Source organism: Acidovorax sp. Root568, assembly GCF_001427445.1.
Classification (GTDB): Bacteria; Pseudomonadota; Gammaproteobacteria; order Burkholderiales; family Burkholderiaceae_C; genus Acidovorax; species Acidovorax delafieldii.
Genome location: NZ_LMGP01000020.1, coordinates 180,916 through 194,867 on the forward strand (window position 1 = coordinate 180,916; position 13,952 = coordinate 194,867).

General features: G+C 65.9%; 12 protein-coding genes. 4 read left to right on the forward strand and 8 right to left on the reverse strand.

Annotated elements, in window-relative coordinates; all coding sequences use genetic code 11:
• Positions 1-113: 113 nt before the first annotated feature.
• Both ASD75_RS22955 and ASD75_RS22960 read left to right on the forward strand, forming a co-directional pair.
• Positions 114-941, forward strand: a complete 828-nt coding sequence (locus ASD75_RS22955; protein WP_056748328.1) for a DUF6502 family protein — start codon at positions 114-116, stop codon at positions 939-941.
• Positions 925-1,458: a hypothetical protein gene (locus ASD75_RS22960; protein WP_146869592.1), complete on the forward strand. Its 534-nt coding sequence runs from the start codon at positions 925-927 to the stop codon at positions 1,456-1,458. Before ASD75_RS22955 ends, ASD75_RS22960 begins: the two co-directional genes overlap by 17 nt.
• Positions 1,459-1,553: 95 nt before the next feature.
• Here ASD75_RS22960 and ASD75_RS22965 read toward each other — a convergent pair whose 3' ends face one another.
• Positions 1,554-1,916 (reverse strand): MliC family protein, encoded by a 363-nt coding sequence (locus ASD75_RS22965; protein ID WP_056066623.1) that lies wholly within the window; start codon positions 1,914-1,916, stop codon positions 1,554-1,556.
• 674 nt (positions 1,917-2,590) lie between these two features.
• Between ASD75_RS22965 and ASD75_RS22970 the strand changes: the two genes are divergently transcribed.
• The gene (locus ASD75_RS22970; protein ID WP_056748330.1) at positions 2,591-3,769 is read left to right on the forward strand and encodes a nitrate/nitrite transporter; all 1,179 of its coding nucleotides are present in this window, start codon (positions 2,591-2,593) and stop codon (positions 3,767-3,769) included.
• On the opposite strand, the gene ASD75_RS22975 is transcribed toward ASD75_RS22970, so the two are convergent.
• The gene (locus tag ASD75_RS22975; RefSeq protein WP_056748331.1) at positions 3,741-4,223 is read right to left on the reverse strand and encodes a hypothetical protein; all 483 of its coding nucleotides are present in this window, start codon (positions 4,221-4,223) and stop codon (positions 3,741-3,743) included. The genes ASD75_RS22970 and ASD75_RS22975 overlap by 29 nt on opposite strands.
• A gap of 93 nt (positions 4,224-4,316) precedes the next feature.
• Between ASD75_RS22975 and ASD75_RS22980 the strand changes: the two genes are divergently transcribed.
• The gene (locus ASD75_RS22980) at positions 4,317-4,703 is read left to right on the forward strand and encodes a MerR family transcriptional regulator (protein ID WP_056748333.1); all 387 of its coding nucleotides are present in this window, start codon (positions 4,317-4,319) and stop codon (positions 4,701-4,703) included.
• A gap of 98 nt (positions 4,704-4,801) precedes the next feature.
• Here the strand turns inward: ASD75_RS22980 and ASD75_RS22985 are convergent, their stop codons facing one another.
• From ASD75_RS22985 to ASD75_RS23010, 6 genes are all read right to left on the reverse strand, one after another.
• Positions 4,802-6,433, reverse strand: a complete 1,632-nt coding sequence (locus tag ASD75_RS22985; protein WP_056748335.1) for a SpoVR family protein — start codon at positions 6,431-6,433, stop codon at positions 4,802-4,804.
• Entirely contained in the window at positions 6,430-7,698 is a 1,269-nt protein-coding gene (locus ASD75_RS22990; RefSeq protein WP_056748337.1) for a YeaH/YhbH family protein, read from the reverse strand. The genes ASD75_RS22985 and ASD75_RS22990 overlap by 4 nt, the downstream gene beginning before the upstream one ends.
• A 47-nt stretch (positions 7,699-7,745) precedes the next feature.
• Positions 7,746-9,668, reverse strand: coding sequence for a PrkA family serine protein kinase (locus ASD75_RS22995; RefSeq protein WP_056748338.1), 1,923 nt, complete (start codon positions 9,666-9,668; stop codon positions 7,746-7,748).
• A 316-nt stretch (positions 9,669-9,984) separates the two neighbouring features.
• Positions 9,985-11,196, reverse strand: a complete 1,212-nt coding sequence (locus tag ASD75_RS23000; RefSeq protein WP_056748341.1) for an FAD-dependent monooxygenase — start codon at positions 11,194-11,196, stop codon at positions 9,985-9,987.
• 49 nt (positions 11,197-11,245) lie between these two features.
• On the reverse strand, positions 11,246-13,759 hold the full coding sequence (locus tag ASD75_RS23005) for a bifunctional diguanylate cyclase/phosphodiesterase (protein WP_056748342.1): 2,514 nt from the start codon (positions 13,757-13,759) through the stop codon (positions 11,246-11,248).
• Positions 13,756-13,952: EAL domain-containing protein (locus tag ASD75_RS23010; RefSeq protein WP_156401077.1), on the reverse strand; the 197-nt coding region annotated here is incomplete at its 5' end. The genes ASD75_RS23010 and ASD75_RS23005, both read right to left, overlap by 4 nt.

Genomic DNA, 13,952 nt, shown 5'->3' on the forward strand with positions numbered 1-13,952 from the left:
CGGCCCACACCCCATCGCAGATAAGTGGGATAATATCCCACATAATTTCAAACCGTCAACCAGATGACAATCACAGCCTGACCCTGACACCCGCCGCGCCTCGGCCTTCTTTCATGCCCTCCCGCTCCGCCATCGTTCTGGCCTCTGCCCTGCACGTGCTGCGCCCTCTGGCGCGCCTGCTGCTGCGCAATGGCGTGGCCTACCCCGCGTTTGCCGCGGCCATGAAGAAAGTGTTTCTGGACGCTGCGCACGACGAGCTGCAGCGCACAGGCAAGAAGACGACCGACAGCGCGGTGAGCCTGATGTCGGGCGTGCACCGGCGCGATGTGCGCAACCTCGGCCGTCTGGCCGAGCCCGCTGCTGAGGAAGAAGCGGGCGAAACCCCGTTGAACATGGCCAGCCAGGTGGCCGCGCGCTGGCTGAGCCAGACGGATTGCCTGGACGACGAGGGCCAGCCCCGCCCCCTGCCCCGCAGCGGCGAGCCTCCGCACTTCGATGGCCTGGTGGCCAGCATCAGCAGCGATGTGCGGCCCCGCGCGGTGCTCGACGAACTGGTCCGCCTGGGCATGGCCGAGGAAGGTGAGGATGGACTCATCCGCCTGCTGGCCGCCGGCTTTGTGCCGCGCCAGGGCTTTGCCGAGATGGCACAGCTGATGCAGGACAACCTGCACGACCATTTGGCGGCGGCCAGTCTCAACCTGGAGGGCGAGCACAACTACCTGGAGCAGGCCGTGTTTGTGGACCAGCTCAGCGAAGAATCAGCCCACCGCCTGCACGTCGTGGCCGCCAAGGCCTGGCGCCAGGCCTTCAAGACCGTGATGACCGAGGCCCAGGCCCGCTACGACCACGACCAGCAAAACATCCCGCCCGGCGAGCGCAACCGGCGCGCCCGCTTTGGCAGCTACTTCTATGCCGCAGACCAAGATGAACGTCCTTCCTGAACTCTGGGCCCGGATGGCCCTGCTCACGGCCCGACGGCTGGTGGCTGTCACCACCCTGCTGGTGCTGGCCGCCTGCGGTCCCGGCACCGGTGGCACGGGCACCGGCCCGATCAACGGAGCGGTTTATTTTTCGGGCGCGGGCTTCACAGTGGGAGCCCCCTGCGCTCTGCATTGCGGTGGCACGGACCTGCTGTTGGAAAACGAGCGGGTGGAACTCAACATCACCTGCCAGCGCTTTGTGTTCACCGGCCCGTGGGAGATCGATGCACAGGGCCTGGCACTCCTGAAGGGCACCCTGGAAACCACGGAATTTCCCAACGGGGGCGAAGCCCAAACCCGCACTGTGGCTGCCGAGATGCAACTGCAGTTCAGCGACACCCGCGCCGACAGCAGCCGCGAGGTGGTCGTTACCGTGCGGGACGCACAGGGCAACCTGCTGGTCGCCCCCCGCACGCTGGAGCAGCGCCCTGCTTCTGCAGCAGCCGCCCCCGGGTCCTGCACGCCCGAGGCGCGCTGAAACGACACAGGGCCTGTGCAGACAGGCTGCACAGGCCCTGGAAAAACAGAAACCCGAACCAGCCCCGAACAGGCCGGTGACAAAGAGGGGTGAGGTTACTGGACGCCCGCCACCATCATGCCGCGGTTGCTGCGGCACCAGATCGGTGCCAGGTGTCCAATCTGGATCGTCAGCTCATTGCCCTTGCCCAGCACCGTGGTGGGGCCGTTGCTGTAGGCGTAGCCGCTGTCGGCAGCCTGCTTGGGCAGCTCCACCGTCCAGCCGCTGCGGCGCATCACGCTGCGGCCTTGCTCGGGGTAGAACTGCATCTCCACTTTTTCACCGTTGCCGCAGGCGTATTGCATGCTGCTGCCATCGGTCGGTGCGCTGAACGCCTGCATCGCGGGGGGCTGGCTCGCGCAGCCCGACAACAAGAGGGTAGCCAACGCACCCGAACCCAGCAAAACCATCGTCTTCATCGGTCACTCCTGACATCGCGGCGCCATCTGACGGCGCCCGACAACTTCCATCCAACGGCTTGTGGCCACCGGCCACCGGGACCCATTCAAAGCCCCGTGGTGATCACCCAAGCACAAACCTTGCCACTCACCACTGCCTGCACCATCCTGATTGCGAGAGACCGAAACTTGCGATTCCAGAGCCGTGACCAACACCCGGTGCAGCGCATGGACACAAGAGTGCCCCAGGCCCCCGGCACCGTCATTGGGGTGATCCCCACATCGAGAGCCTCCTCTAAAGTCTGCCCGCGCCCTGTGACGCCCTCATGACGGCCCCAGCCCCCTGCAGACGGGGCAGGATTGGAAGCACCGAAGGGCCTAATCAGCGGTAGAAACATCTGATTACAAGCACCCACACCCCAAAATCCGCAGCATCCGACGCGTTTGGTCGGTTATGGACGGGAGGGACTGGGACATACCCTATGAGCCTGCCTGTACGGCTGCTCCGCCCAACGGGCCGGCTCCCCGCCGTCCATGGGTGACAGCAGCGCCCGTGCTCAGCGGATAACCTCGCGGGGCCCAGTCGCCGGCGGAGAACCCCTCTCGACCGCCACGGGCATCCGCTCTGGAGACCTGCCCCCGTGCCCACCCCCTTGCCAGCCACCCCTCTCCTCGCCCCCCGCACTGCCTGGGCCATGCTGCTGGCGCTGGTGGCGGGCTTTGCGCTGAGCCAGGCGTTTCGCACCATCACGGCCATCATGGCGACGGGCTTGCGGGCCGAGTTCGGGCTGTCGGCACAGGCGCTGGGGGTGTTTGCCGGGGCGTTTGCGTTTGCCTTTGGCACCATGCAGCTGTTCATGGGCATTGGCATCGACCTGTATGGCGTGCGGCGCACGCTGCTGGTGGCGTTTCCGCTGACCATTGCGGGCGCGGTGCTGTCGGCACTGGCGCCGGGCTATGGCGCGGTGCTGCTGGGGCAGGTGCTGATCGGTGTGGGCTGCGCACCCGCATTTTTGGTGTGCACCGTGTTCATCGCACGCTACTTTCCGGCGTCGCGGTTTGCCATGGTGTCGGGAGTGGCCATGGGGGTGGGCGGACTGGGCATGCTGTTAACCGGCACGCCGCTGGCCTGGCTGGTGCAGCAGTCGTCCTGGCGCATGGGGTTTGGCGTGCTGGCGGGCTTGGCGGCGCTGGCCTGGCTGCTGATCTTCTGGAAGGTGCATGAACCCCCACAACCCATCGACGAGGCCGCTCCGCGCGAATCGTTGCTGCAGGCGGTGCGCGGCTTTGGCGCGCTGTTCCTGCTGCCGCACACCGCCGGCATCATGCTGCTGGCGCTAATGACCTATGCCTCGTTCCTCACGCTGCGCGGGCTGTGGCTGGGCCCACTGTTGATCGAGCGGCACGGCTATTCGCTGGTGGCCAGCGGCAATGTGGCCATGCTGTCGTCGCTGGTGTCACTGTTCAGCCCAGCCCTTTTTGGTCGGCTGGACCCTGGCCCCACGCGGCGCAGGCGCTGGCTGCTGGGCTTTACCGCCCTGCTGGCAACCTTGTTTGCAGCCATGGGCTTTCTGCATGCCGAATGGCTGGACGTGGGCGGCTCCGTGGCCGTGGGCCTGCTGTCGGGCTACATGGTGCTGCAGTATTCGGACGTGCGCTCGGCCTACGCCCCTGCGGTCACAGGGCGGGCCATGGCGGTGTTCACCATGGCGCTGTTCCTGGGCGTGGCGCTGATGCAGTGGGTGACGGGCGTGGCGGCCTCCCTCGCCGCCGCACAGGGTGCAGACCCGTACGTGGCGGTGATGCTGACCATTGCGGCCATGCTGGTGGTGGGTGCACTGGCCTTCAGGCTGCTGCCCGCGCCCGCCCATTGACCAGCTCATTCACCCGCGCGGGGTCAGGCGGGCACAGCGCCGCGCTGGCACCTGCTACGCGCCACCACTGCAGCACGCCAAACAACAACTCGAAGGCGGTGAAACCCAGCACGATGGCATTGGCGCCGTGTGCTACCCCGTAGATCTGCCAGGCCGCAAACAGAAACCGCGCCACGCCATCCAGCCGCCCCAGCAGCACCGTGGGCGCCACGATGCGCGCCACCGACCACACCACCACCACCGAGCCCAGCAGGTTGGCCAGCAGCATGTGCGTGGTGTCCAAGGGGTGCAAGGTGCCGGGCAATGCGAGCGCCTGGGCCAGCAGGTTCAGCTGGGTGTAGAGCCAGGCAAAGGTCCAGGGCAAGGCAAACGGCCAGGTGACGAGCAGGTCGTACCAGCCGCTGGCGCGCACGATGCGCAGATAACGGCCGGAAGCGAAAGCGGGGATGTGCATGACAGGAAACCTCTGTGAATGGATCAATGAGGCCCCGAGCTTCCACCTTGAAGTACGCTTCAGGGTCAAGCACTTTGTGAGGGGAACGGGATCATGCTGATCGGTGAACTGGCCACGGCCTCGGGCCTGAGCCGCGAGGCGCTGCGCTTTTATGAACAGCAGGGCCTGATTCGCGCGCGGCGCCTGGACAACGGTTACCGGGACTACCCGCCCGAGGTGGTGACGCTGGTGCAGTACATCCGCACTGCGCAGCAGCTGGGCTTTACCCTGGCGGAGATCGGCGACCGGCTGCCCGCCATCTGGGACGCCGCCGAGCCCGGCCCCGCATTGGCGCAGGTGCTGGCCGCTAAGCTGCAGGAGATTGACGACCGCATTGCCGCACTGCAGGCCCTGCGCCAGACGTTGGCCGAGCGTGTGGCCACCGACTGCCCGCTGCAGGCCCGGGTGCCACGGGCCAAGGCCTCTTCGTCCGCTTTTTGAGCCAAATCGGGCGGTAGCGCTAGTACATCATGCGCTGGCAGCTATCAAAAACAGAGCAATCTTTCTTCAACCGCCGCGCAGGTGCCAGCGCAGCCCGGTCAGGTGGCTGAGGCGGGCACCTGGTGCAGCAGCACCGGGTGGTTGCCATCGGCGTCCGCACTCTCGACCTGCACCCCAAAGCCCCACAGCCGCGCCACGTGCTTGAGCACCTCCTGGGTGTCGTCGGCCAGCGGGCGGCCCTGGTACTGGGTGTGGCGCAGGGTCAGGCTGCGGTCGCCGCGCAGGTTCACGTTCCACACCTGGATGTTGGGCTCGCGCGTGCCCAGGTCGTACTGCTGCGACAGCATCTGGCGCAGGCTGCGGTAGCCGTTTTCGTCGTGGATCTCGCTGACCACCAGATCGCGCTCGCCAGCGTCGTCATGCAGCGCAAACAGGCGCATCTCGCGCATCAGGTGCGGGCTGAGGTACTGGCCGATGAAGCTCTCGTCCTTGAAGTTGCGCATGGCATGGTCGAGCGCAGGCAGCCAGGGGGTGCCAGCAATATCGGGGAACCAGTGCCGGTCCTCCTCGGTGGGGTGCTGGCAGATGCGCTGAATGTCGCGGTACATGGCAAACCCCAGCGCGTAGGGGTTGATGCCGCTATAGGCACGGTGCCCCACGGGTGGCTGGTAGACCACGTTGGTGTGCGAGCCCAGCCATTCGATCATCACGCCGTCGCTCAGGTAACCCTCGTCGTACAGCGTGTTGAGCAGCGTGTAGTGCCAGAACGTAGCCCAGCCTTCGTTCATGACCTGGGTCTGGCGCTGGGGGTAGAAATATTGGGCGATCTTGCGCACGATGCGCACGATCTCGCGCTGCCAGGGCTCCAGCAGGGGCGCGTTTTTTTCGATGAAGTACAGGATGTTCTCTTGCGGCTCCCTGGGGAAGCGGTCGGCCTCTTGCGCCGCACCTTCCTTGCCGGGGCGCGTGGGCAGGGTGCGCCACAGCTCGTTCACCTGCTGCTGGGCGTAGGCCTCGCGCTGCGCGCGTTCAAGCCGCTCGCGCGCCAGGTTCTTCTTGGACGGGCGGCGGTAGCGGTCCACGCCAAAGTTGGCCAAGGCATGGCAGGAGTCGAGCAGGCGCTCCACTTCGCCCGTGCCGTAGCGCTCCTCACACTGGGCCACATAGTCCTTGGCATACACCAGGTAGTCGATGATGCTGGACGCATCGGTCCACATGCGAAACAGGTAGTTGCCCTTGAAGAAGCTGTTGTGACCATAGGCGGCATGCGCAATCACCAGCGCCTGCATGGCGGTAGTGTTCTCCTCCATCAGGTAGCTGATGCAGGGGTTGGAGTTGATGACGATCTCGTACGCCAGGCCCATGTGCCCGCGCCGGTAGCGCCGTTCCGTGGCCAGAAACTCCTTGCCGTAGCTCCAGTGCCGGTAGTTCACCGGCATGCCCACGCTGGAGTAGGCGTCCATCATCTGTTCGGCGGTGATGATCTCCAGCTGGTTGGGGTAGGTGTCGAGACCAAAGCGCTCGGCCGTGGCGGCAATGGCCGCGTGGTAGCGCTCGATCAGCTCGAACGTCCAGTCGCTCGGGTCGGGCAACGGCTCGGCCGGCCGCGCGCCTGCAGGCAGGGGCTGGCCGGGCACGGCACGGTGGCGGCGCTCGCCCACGGCTGCGGCCTTCCAGGGGTTGTCGCTGAGGCGGCGCTCCAGCACGGGGTACTGCACAACGTTGTTCATGCGGCCACCCCCTCTTTCTTGAAGAGATCGCGGAATACCGGGTAGATGTCACCGGGTGCGGAGACCTTGCGCATCGCAAAGTGGGAGTACAGCGGCGCGAGCTGGCTGTACTCGTCCCACAGGTTCTGTTCTTCCTCGGCCACCTGCACATAGGCAAAGTAGCGCACCAGCGGCAAGATCTTGTCCACCAGCAGGTTGCGGCAGACGCCGCTGTCGTTGGTGAAGTTGTCACCATCGCTGGCCTGGGCCACGTAAATGTTCCAGTCGCCCTGCGGGTAGCGTGCACGGATGATCTGGTCCAGCAGCACCAGCGCGCTGCTCACCACCGTGCCGCCGCTTTCGGTGGAATGAAAGAACTGCTCCTCGCTCACCTCGGCCGCCTGGGTGTGGTGGCGGATGAACACGATGTCGATGGTCTCGTAGTGCCGCGTGAGGAACAGGTACAGCAGGATGAAGAACCGCTTGGCCAGCTCCTTGCGCGCCTCGTCCATGGAGCCCGACACATCCATCACACAGAACATCACCGCCTGGCTGCTGGGCACGGGCACCGGCGTGCGCGCACGAAAGCGCAGGTCGATGGGGTCGAGGTACGGAATCTTGCCGATGCGCGCCGTGAGCGCATCGATGCGGCGCTGCAACTCAGCCACCGCCTCGCTGGTGCCGTCGTCCTGCGCCAGCAGGGCGTCCAGTTCGGCCTGCAGCGCCAGCAGCTCGCGGTGCGCCGGTTTGCCCAGTGCAATGCGCCGGCCCAAAGCGCCGCGCATGGTGCGCAGCACGGCCAGGTTGTTGGGGATGCCGTCCTGGCTGTAGCCTGCGCGGCGCGACTTCCACTGCGGGTTCTCGCCAATGTGGGTGCGCAGCAGGTGCGGCAGTGCGAGGTCTTCAAAAAAGAGCTGCATGAACTCTTCCTTGGTCAGCGTGAAGGTGAAGTCGTCTTCGCCCTCGCCGCTGTCGCTGGCCTGCGATCCGCGCCCACCCGCACCGCCCTGGGGCCGCTCGATGCGGTCGCCACGCACATGCTCTGCATTGCCGGGGTGCACGGTGTCGCGGATGCCGCCCTGACCGTGGTGGAAGACGGGCTCGCTGATGTCCTTGCGCGGGATGGTGATGCTCTCGGCCTGCTCCATGTCGCGGATGCCGCGTTGCGAGACGGCGCGGCGCACCGCATCCGCGATCTGTTCCTTGTAGCGGCGAACAAATCGCTCGCGGTTGCCCACCGACTTGTTCTTGCCAGCGAGCCTGCGGTCGATGATTTGCAATGCCATCCGTTGCTCCCGTTCCCCATGCAGGGCCTGTGGCCCAGGCACCGACCCTAGCTACTCTTGCGCACGCGCAGGTACCACTCGCACAGCAGCCGCACCTGCTTGGGCGTGTAGCCCTTGTTCACCATGCGGGTGACGAAGTCCTCGTGCTTGCGGGCCTCTTCGGCGCTGGCCTTGGCGTTGAAGCTAATCACCGGCAGCAGCTCTTCGGTGTTGGAGAACATCTTCTTCTCGATCACCAGCCGCAGTTTTTCGTAGCTGGTCCAGCTCGGGTTCTTGCCCTGGTTATTGGCCCGCGCCCGCAGCACGAAGTTGACGATCTCGTTGCGGAAGTCCTTGGGGTTGGCGATGCCTGCGGGCTTCTCGATCTTCTCCAGCTCGGCGTTGAGCGCACTGCGGTCGAACACCTCGCCGGTGTCGGTGTCGCGGTACTCGTTGTCCTGGATCCAGTAGTCGGCGTAGGTGACGTAGCGGTCGAAGATGTTCTGGCCGTACTCGCTGTAGCTTTCCAGGTAGGCCGTCTGGATCTCCTTACCAATGAACTCGGCATAGCGCGGCGACAGGAACTCCTTGATGTAGCCGGTGTACTTGGTCTCCAGATCGGTGGCGAACTGCTCGCGCTCGATCTGCTGCTCCAGCACATACATCAGGTGCACCGGGTTGGCGGCCACCTCGGCGCTGTCGAAGTTGAACACCTTGGACAAAATCTTGAACGCAAAGCGGGTGGAGATGCCCGTCATGCCCTCGTCCACGCCCGCGTAGTCGCGGTACTCCTGGTAGCTCTTGGCGCGCGGGTCGGTGTCCTTGAGGCTCTCGCCGTCGTACACCTGCATCTTGCTGAAGATGCTGGAGTTCTCGGGCTCTTTCAGGCGCGTGAGGATGGCGAACTGGGCCATCATCTTGAGCGTACCGGGCGCACACACGGCGTTGCCCAGCGACGATTCGCGAATGAGCTTTTCGTAGATGCGGATCTCCTCGCTCACGCGCAGGCAGTACGGCACCTTGACGATGTAGATCCGGTCGAGAAACGCCTCGTTGGTCTTGTTGTTGCGAAACGCCTTCCACTCGCTTTCGTTGCTGTGGGCCAGCACCACGCCGTCAAACGGAATCGCCCCAAAACCTTCGGTGCCCTTGTAGTTGCCCTCCTGCGTGGCCGTGAGCAACGGGTGCAGCACCTTGATGGGCGCCTTGAACATTTCCACGAATTCGAGCAGCCCCTGGTTGGCCAGACACAAGCCGCCGCTGTAGCTGTAGGCGTCGGTGTCGTCCTGTGCAAAGGTTTCGAGCTTGCGGATGTCCACCTTGCCCACCAGGCTGGAGATGTCCTGGTTGTTCTCGTCGCCCGGCTCGGTCTTGGCAATACCCACCTGCTTGAGCACGCTGGGGTAGCGCTTGACCACACGGAACTGGCGGATGTCGCCGCCGTACTCTTCCAGCCGCTTCACCGCCCAAGGCGACAGCACACGCTGCAGGTAGCGGCGCGGAATGCCGAACTGCTCCTCCAGCACCGGGCCGTCTTCTGCGGCGTCGAACAGACCCAGCGGTGATTCGTTGACCGGCGAGCCCTTGAGCGCATAGAACGGCACCTTCTGCATCAGCGCCTTGAGGCGCTCTGCAATGGAGCTTTTGCCACCGCCCACAGGGCCCAGCAGGTAGAGGATCTGCTTGCGCTCCTCCAGCCCCTGCGCGGCATGGCGGAAGAAGCTCACCACCTGCTCGATGGACTCCTCCATGCCGTAGAACTCGGTGAATGCGGGGTAGCGCTTGATGACCTTGTTGGCAAAGAGCCGCGACAGGCGCGGGTCGTTGCGCGTGTCCACCATCTCGGGCTCGCCAATCGCTGCCAGCATGCGCTGGGCCGATGTGGCATAGGCCATGGGATCACGCTTGCACTCGGCGAGGTACTCGTCGATCGACATTTCCTCTTCGCGGCTACGGGCATAGCGCGCGGCGAAGTTGCTGATGGCATCCATACGACCTCCTGTAGCGGCACCCCTGGCGGGCTCAGGTGGTACCACGGTGTTGCATTGGCAATCGCTACCGGCTTGGCTCTTTGTAGCACCACGACCTGCGCTTGAACAGCAAATTCGCGGGCGTGTGGCTGGCCTTTTTGTGGCATTGCACACACAGGGATAGAGCGTGGCACACTGCGCAAAGTTCACCCTGCAAAACGCGCTCGCGGGTTGCACCGGATAGGGAATGTCCTGACAACTGGAATGTCCGGTTGATAACGCATGCATGGGCCATGCGCCAAGGGCTTATCCGCAGTGCGCCCCCGCAGGCCAACCGTCACAACGAACTGGCGCTGGAGCCGTCGCCCCGGTACAACCAGGGCACATCCAGCAGGCGCTCGCCCAGCAGGCGCAGCGACAGGTCGCGCCCCCAGCGCACCGGCCCCGTGGCATGGAAGATGCGGCCATTGCGTGTAGACCGTGCCTGCACCCGCGCGTTGCGCTGCCAGCGGTTGAGCGCATAGCGGCGCAGACGCAGCGGCACATCGAGGTCGTGCATGGCCAAAGCACGCTGCAACTCGGCCGCGTCTTCAATCGCCATGCCCGCGCCCTGGGCCAGGTACGGCCGCATGGGGTGCGCGGCATCGCCCAGCAGGCCCACCAGGCCTTGTGCCATCTCGTCGGCGCTGCGCACCGGCGGGCGGTCACACAAGGGCCACAGGCGCCAGCCCGCCCCACCCGCGGCACTCACGCTGCGCACCACGTCCTGCAGCGCGGTGCAGGTGCCTTGCAGTGCGTGCTCCAGGCCTGCGGCATTGGCGGCGTGGTCCCAGTTCTCCAGGTCTTGCGGTGCGGGTCCTTGCACAATGACCACCAGGTTTTGCAGCTCGCCCCGACGCACGGGGTACTGCACCGCGTGCAGGCGCGGGCCCAGCCAGGCGGTGACCTGCGCCGTGCGCAAGGCATCAGGCAGCGCATGCTGCGGCACCAGCGCGCGGTAGGCCAGGTGCCCCGTCACGCGTGGCGGTACCGCGCCCAGAAGCTGGGTGCGCGTGCGGCTCCACAGGCCATCGGCACCAATCAGGGCATCGCCCTCAACCTGCTTGCCCCGGCTGGTGCGCACGGTGACCACGCCGTCGGCATCGGCAAAGCTGTCGATCGCATGCTCCAGATGCCATTGCGTGTCGGTGTACTTGGTCACGGCGGACAGCAACAGGCCATGCAGGTCCGCACGGTGAATGGTGGCGTAGGCCGCGCCATAGCGCTCCACCGCCGTTGGCCCCAGGGGCAACACGGCCAGCTCTTGGCCGCTGACGGCGTTGCGCACCTGCAACCGGCCGGGGAAGGCAGCCACCGCCTGCAGCGGCTGCTGCAGACCCCAGGCCTGCAAGCGGCGCACCACGTTGGGCCCGATCTGCACGCCCGCACCCACTTCGCTGAACGCAGCAGCGCGCTCGTACAGCCGCACCTCCCACCCGGCCCGGGATGCGCCCAACGCAGCAGCCAAGCCGCCAATGCCGCCACCGGCGACCAACACCTGTTTTTTCATGGCGCGATTGTGAACTGCGCGCGCCGACGGACCTTTGCCTTAGCGCAGGTCATAGCGCAGGCCGTAGCGCACGCTCCAGCACTTCGGCGGGCATGGGCCGGCCAAACAGGTAGCCCTGAAAGGCCTTGCAGCCGTAGCGCTGCAAGAACTCCAGCTGGCCCGTGGTCTCCACGCCCTCAGCCACCACCGCCAGGTCCAGGCTGTCGGCCAGGGCCAGGATGGTGCGCACAATGGCGGCGTCGTTGGGATCGGTCTGCAGGTCGCGCACAAAGCCCTGGTCGATCTTGAGCTGGTCGAGCGGCAAGCGCTTGAGGTAGCTCAGGCTGGAATAGCCGGTGCCAAAGTCGTCCAGCGAGAAGCCTACGCCGTAGCGGCGCAGATGCTCCATGCGCGCAATCACATCTTCGACATCGGCCATCAAGAGGCTCTCGGTGAGTTCGAGCTTGAGGCGCTCCGGGTTGGCGCCCGTGGCATCGAGCACGCCCAGCACTTGCTCCACAAAGTCGGGCTGGCGGAACTGCCGCACGCTCACGTTCACCGACAGGAAGAACTGTCGCGTGAGCGAGCTGCGCTGCCAAGCCACCAGCTGTGCACAGGCCGTCTCCATCACCCATTGCCCCAACGGCAGGATGAGTCCGGTCTGCTCCGCCAGCGGTATGAATTCGGCGGGTGAGACCATGCCCCGTCGTGGGTGGCGCCAGCGCACCAGGGCCTCGGCGCCCTGCAGGCGGCCCTTGCCGTCCACCACCGGCTGGTAGTACAGCACCAGCTCCTTGTCTTGCAGGCCGCGGCGCAGGTCGGCCTCCAGGGCCGAGCGGTTGCTCACGGCCGCTTGCATGTCGGGGTCGAAGAAGCGCTGGGTGTTGCGCCCCGCCGCCTTGGCCTGGTACATGGCCAGGTCGGCATGTTTGAGCAGCTCATCCACGCTCACGGTCTGCTGGCCAAACAGCGCGATGCCTATGCTGGGTGTGCTGTGGTGGCTGGCATCGCCCAGCGCATAGGGCTTGCCCAGCGTGGTGATGATGTGGCTGGCCACCAGCGCAGCCTCGGCGCTTGCGTGGGCGGGGTCAGGGCTGAGGCCCTCCACCAGCACCACGAACTCGTCGCCACCAAAACGGGCCACGGTGTCGGACTCCCGAACGCAGCCCTTCAGGCGCTGCGCCACCTGCAGCAGTAATTGGTCGCCGGTGTCATGGCCCAGCGTGTCGTTGAGGTCCTTGAAGTTGTCGAGGTCAATGAACAGCAGCGCGCCCTGGGTATCAGAGCGCGCAACCGCCAGCGTGGCGTGTTGCAGCCGATCCACCAGCAAGCGGCGGTTGGGCAGACCGGTCAGCGAGTCATAGAACGCCAGGCGTTCGATCTGGCTCTCGACCTGCTTGCGTTCGGTGATGTCGCGACCCACCCCCCGGTAGCCACGCAGCGCGCCATTGGCATCAAACACAGGCACGCCGCTGACCGAGATCCAGTGCATGCTGCCGTCCGCGCGCCGGCGTTGCAGCTCCAGGTCACGGAACGGCTGGTGCGCGGCCAGCACCGCGCGGTGCGCAGCCCAGTCGGCATCAGTCATGTTCAGGGCGCCGATCTCCCAGCGCGTGCGCCCCATCACGTCCGACAGCGGGATGCCGTTCACGCTGAGGTCGCCCGCCAGTTGCACAAAGCGGCCCTCGGCATCGTGCTCCCAGTACCAGTCGGACGACAGGTCGCTCAGGGATCGGAAGCGCGCCTCGCTCTCGCGCAGCTCGTTCTCCACGCGCACGTAGTCGCTCACATCGGCAAACGTACGCACCAGGCTGCCATCGGCCAGCGTGGTGGTGCGGACCTCGAACGTACGGCCATCGCGCGTGGTGCGCCAGTACAGCGCCGGGGCCGCAGCGACAGCACCCTGGGCCACGTAGTCGTGTCCACGCCGGTCCACCAGGCTATAGCCCTCGCCAAAGTCACCGCGCTCAACCTGCACGCGCGTCAGGTCAGCCAGCGTGGGGCGGGTGGCCATCAGTGACTCGGGCAAGTTCAGCAGCTCCAGCACGCGCTCGTTGTAGACGGTGATACGGCCATCGGGCCCGGTCTTGAAGATGCCCTGGCTCATGCTGGCCAGCGTGGCCTGCAGGGCCGAGCGCTGCTCCTGCAGCATGGTCAGAGCCTCTTGCCAGATGCGGGCATCCACCATGCGCACGGGCTGGCCCTGCCCCTTGGCGCCTTGCACCAGCGCCACCAGGCGGTTGAGCAGCTCGCTCAGGTGCGCTACGCCATCGGCCTCGCGCAGCACATAGTCGCCCAGCCCGCAGCGAAAGGCGCGCGCAGCCAGGGCCTCTTGCGCTGCATCGATGCACATCAGCACCGGGCGGCCAGCGCACAGCTCCAGCAGGCCGGGCAGTTCCTGGTCGGTGGGCTTGAGGCACAGCACCACGGCATCCCAGGCCTGGCTGGCGAGGGGAGCCTTGGCGGTTTCTGGCGTGGGGCTGTTGACCACCCGCCAGTCGGGGTAACGCGTTGCCATGAGCCGCCGCGCAGCCGCCGCATGCTGGGTGTCAATGTCCACCCACAGGATGCCCACACCGTTCATGGCTGCGGCTCCTGCAGTGCGGGCAGAGCGGTCGGCAGCGAGGGGGCCGAATGGCCCGGCAGATGCTCACGCTCGAACAACTCGACCGGCCCAGACCTTCCAAACAGATACCCCTGGAACCCCTCGCACCCGTGCAGCCTCAGGAACGACAGCTGCCCCGTCGTCTCCACCCCCTCCGCCACCACCTCCAAAT

Coding starts and splice junctions, on each gene's coding strand:
- ASD75_RS22955 (WP_056748328.1), top strand. CDS start 114: ATGCCCTCCCGCTCCGCCATCGTTCTGGCCTCTGCCCTGCACGTGCTG.
- ASD75_RS22960 (WP_146869592.1), top strand. CDS start 925: ATGAACGTCCTTCCTGAACTCTGGGCCCGGATGGCCCTGCTCACGGCC.
- ASD75_RS22965 (WP_056066623.1), bottom strand. CDS start 1,916: ATGAAGACGATGGTTTTGCTGGGTTCGGGTGCGTTGGCTACCCTCTTG.
- ASD75_RS22970 (WP_056748330.1), top strand. CDS start 2,591: ATGCTGCTGGCGCTGGTGGCGGGCTTTGCGCTGAGCCAGGCGTTTCGC.
- ASD75_RS22975 (WP_056748331.1), bottom strand. CDS start 4,223: ATGCACATCCCCGCTTTCGCTTCCGGCCGTTATCTGCGCATCGTGCGC.
- ASD75_RS22980 (WP_056748333.1), top strand. CDS start 4,317: ATGCTGATCGGTGAACTGGCCACGGCCTCGGGCCTGAGCCGCGAGGCG.
- ASD75_RS22985 (WP_056748335.1), bottom strand. CDS start 6,433: ATGAACAACGTTGTGCAGTACCCCGTGCTGGAGCGCCGCCTCAGCGAC.
- ASD75_RS22990 (WP_056748337.1), bottom strand. CDS start 7,698: ATGGCATTGCAAATCATCGACCGCAGGCTCGCTGGCAAGAACAAGTCG.
- ASD75_RS22995 (WP_056748338.1), bottom strand. CDS start 9,668: ATGGATGCCATCAGCAACTTCGCCGCGCGCTATGCCCGTAGCCGCGAA.
- ASD75_RS23000 (WP_056748341.1), bottom strand. CDS start 11,196: ATGAAAAAACAGGTGTTGGTCGCCGGTGGCGGCATTGGCGGCTTGGCT.
- ASD75_RS23005 (WP_056748342.1), bottom strand. CDS start 13,759: ATGAACGGTGTGGGCATCCTGTGGGTGGACATTGACACCCAGCATGCG.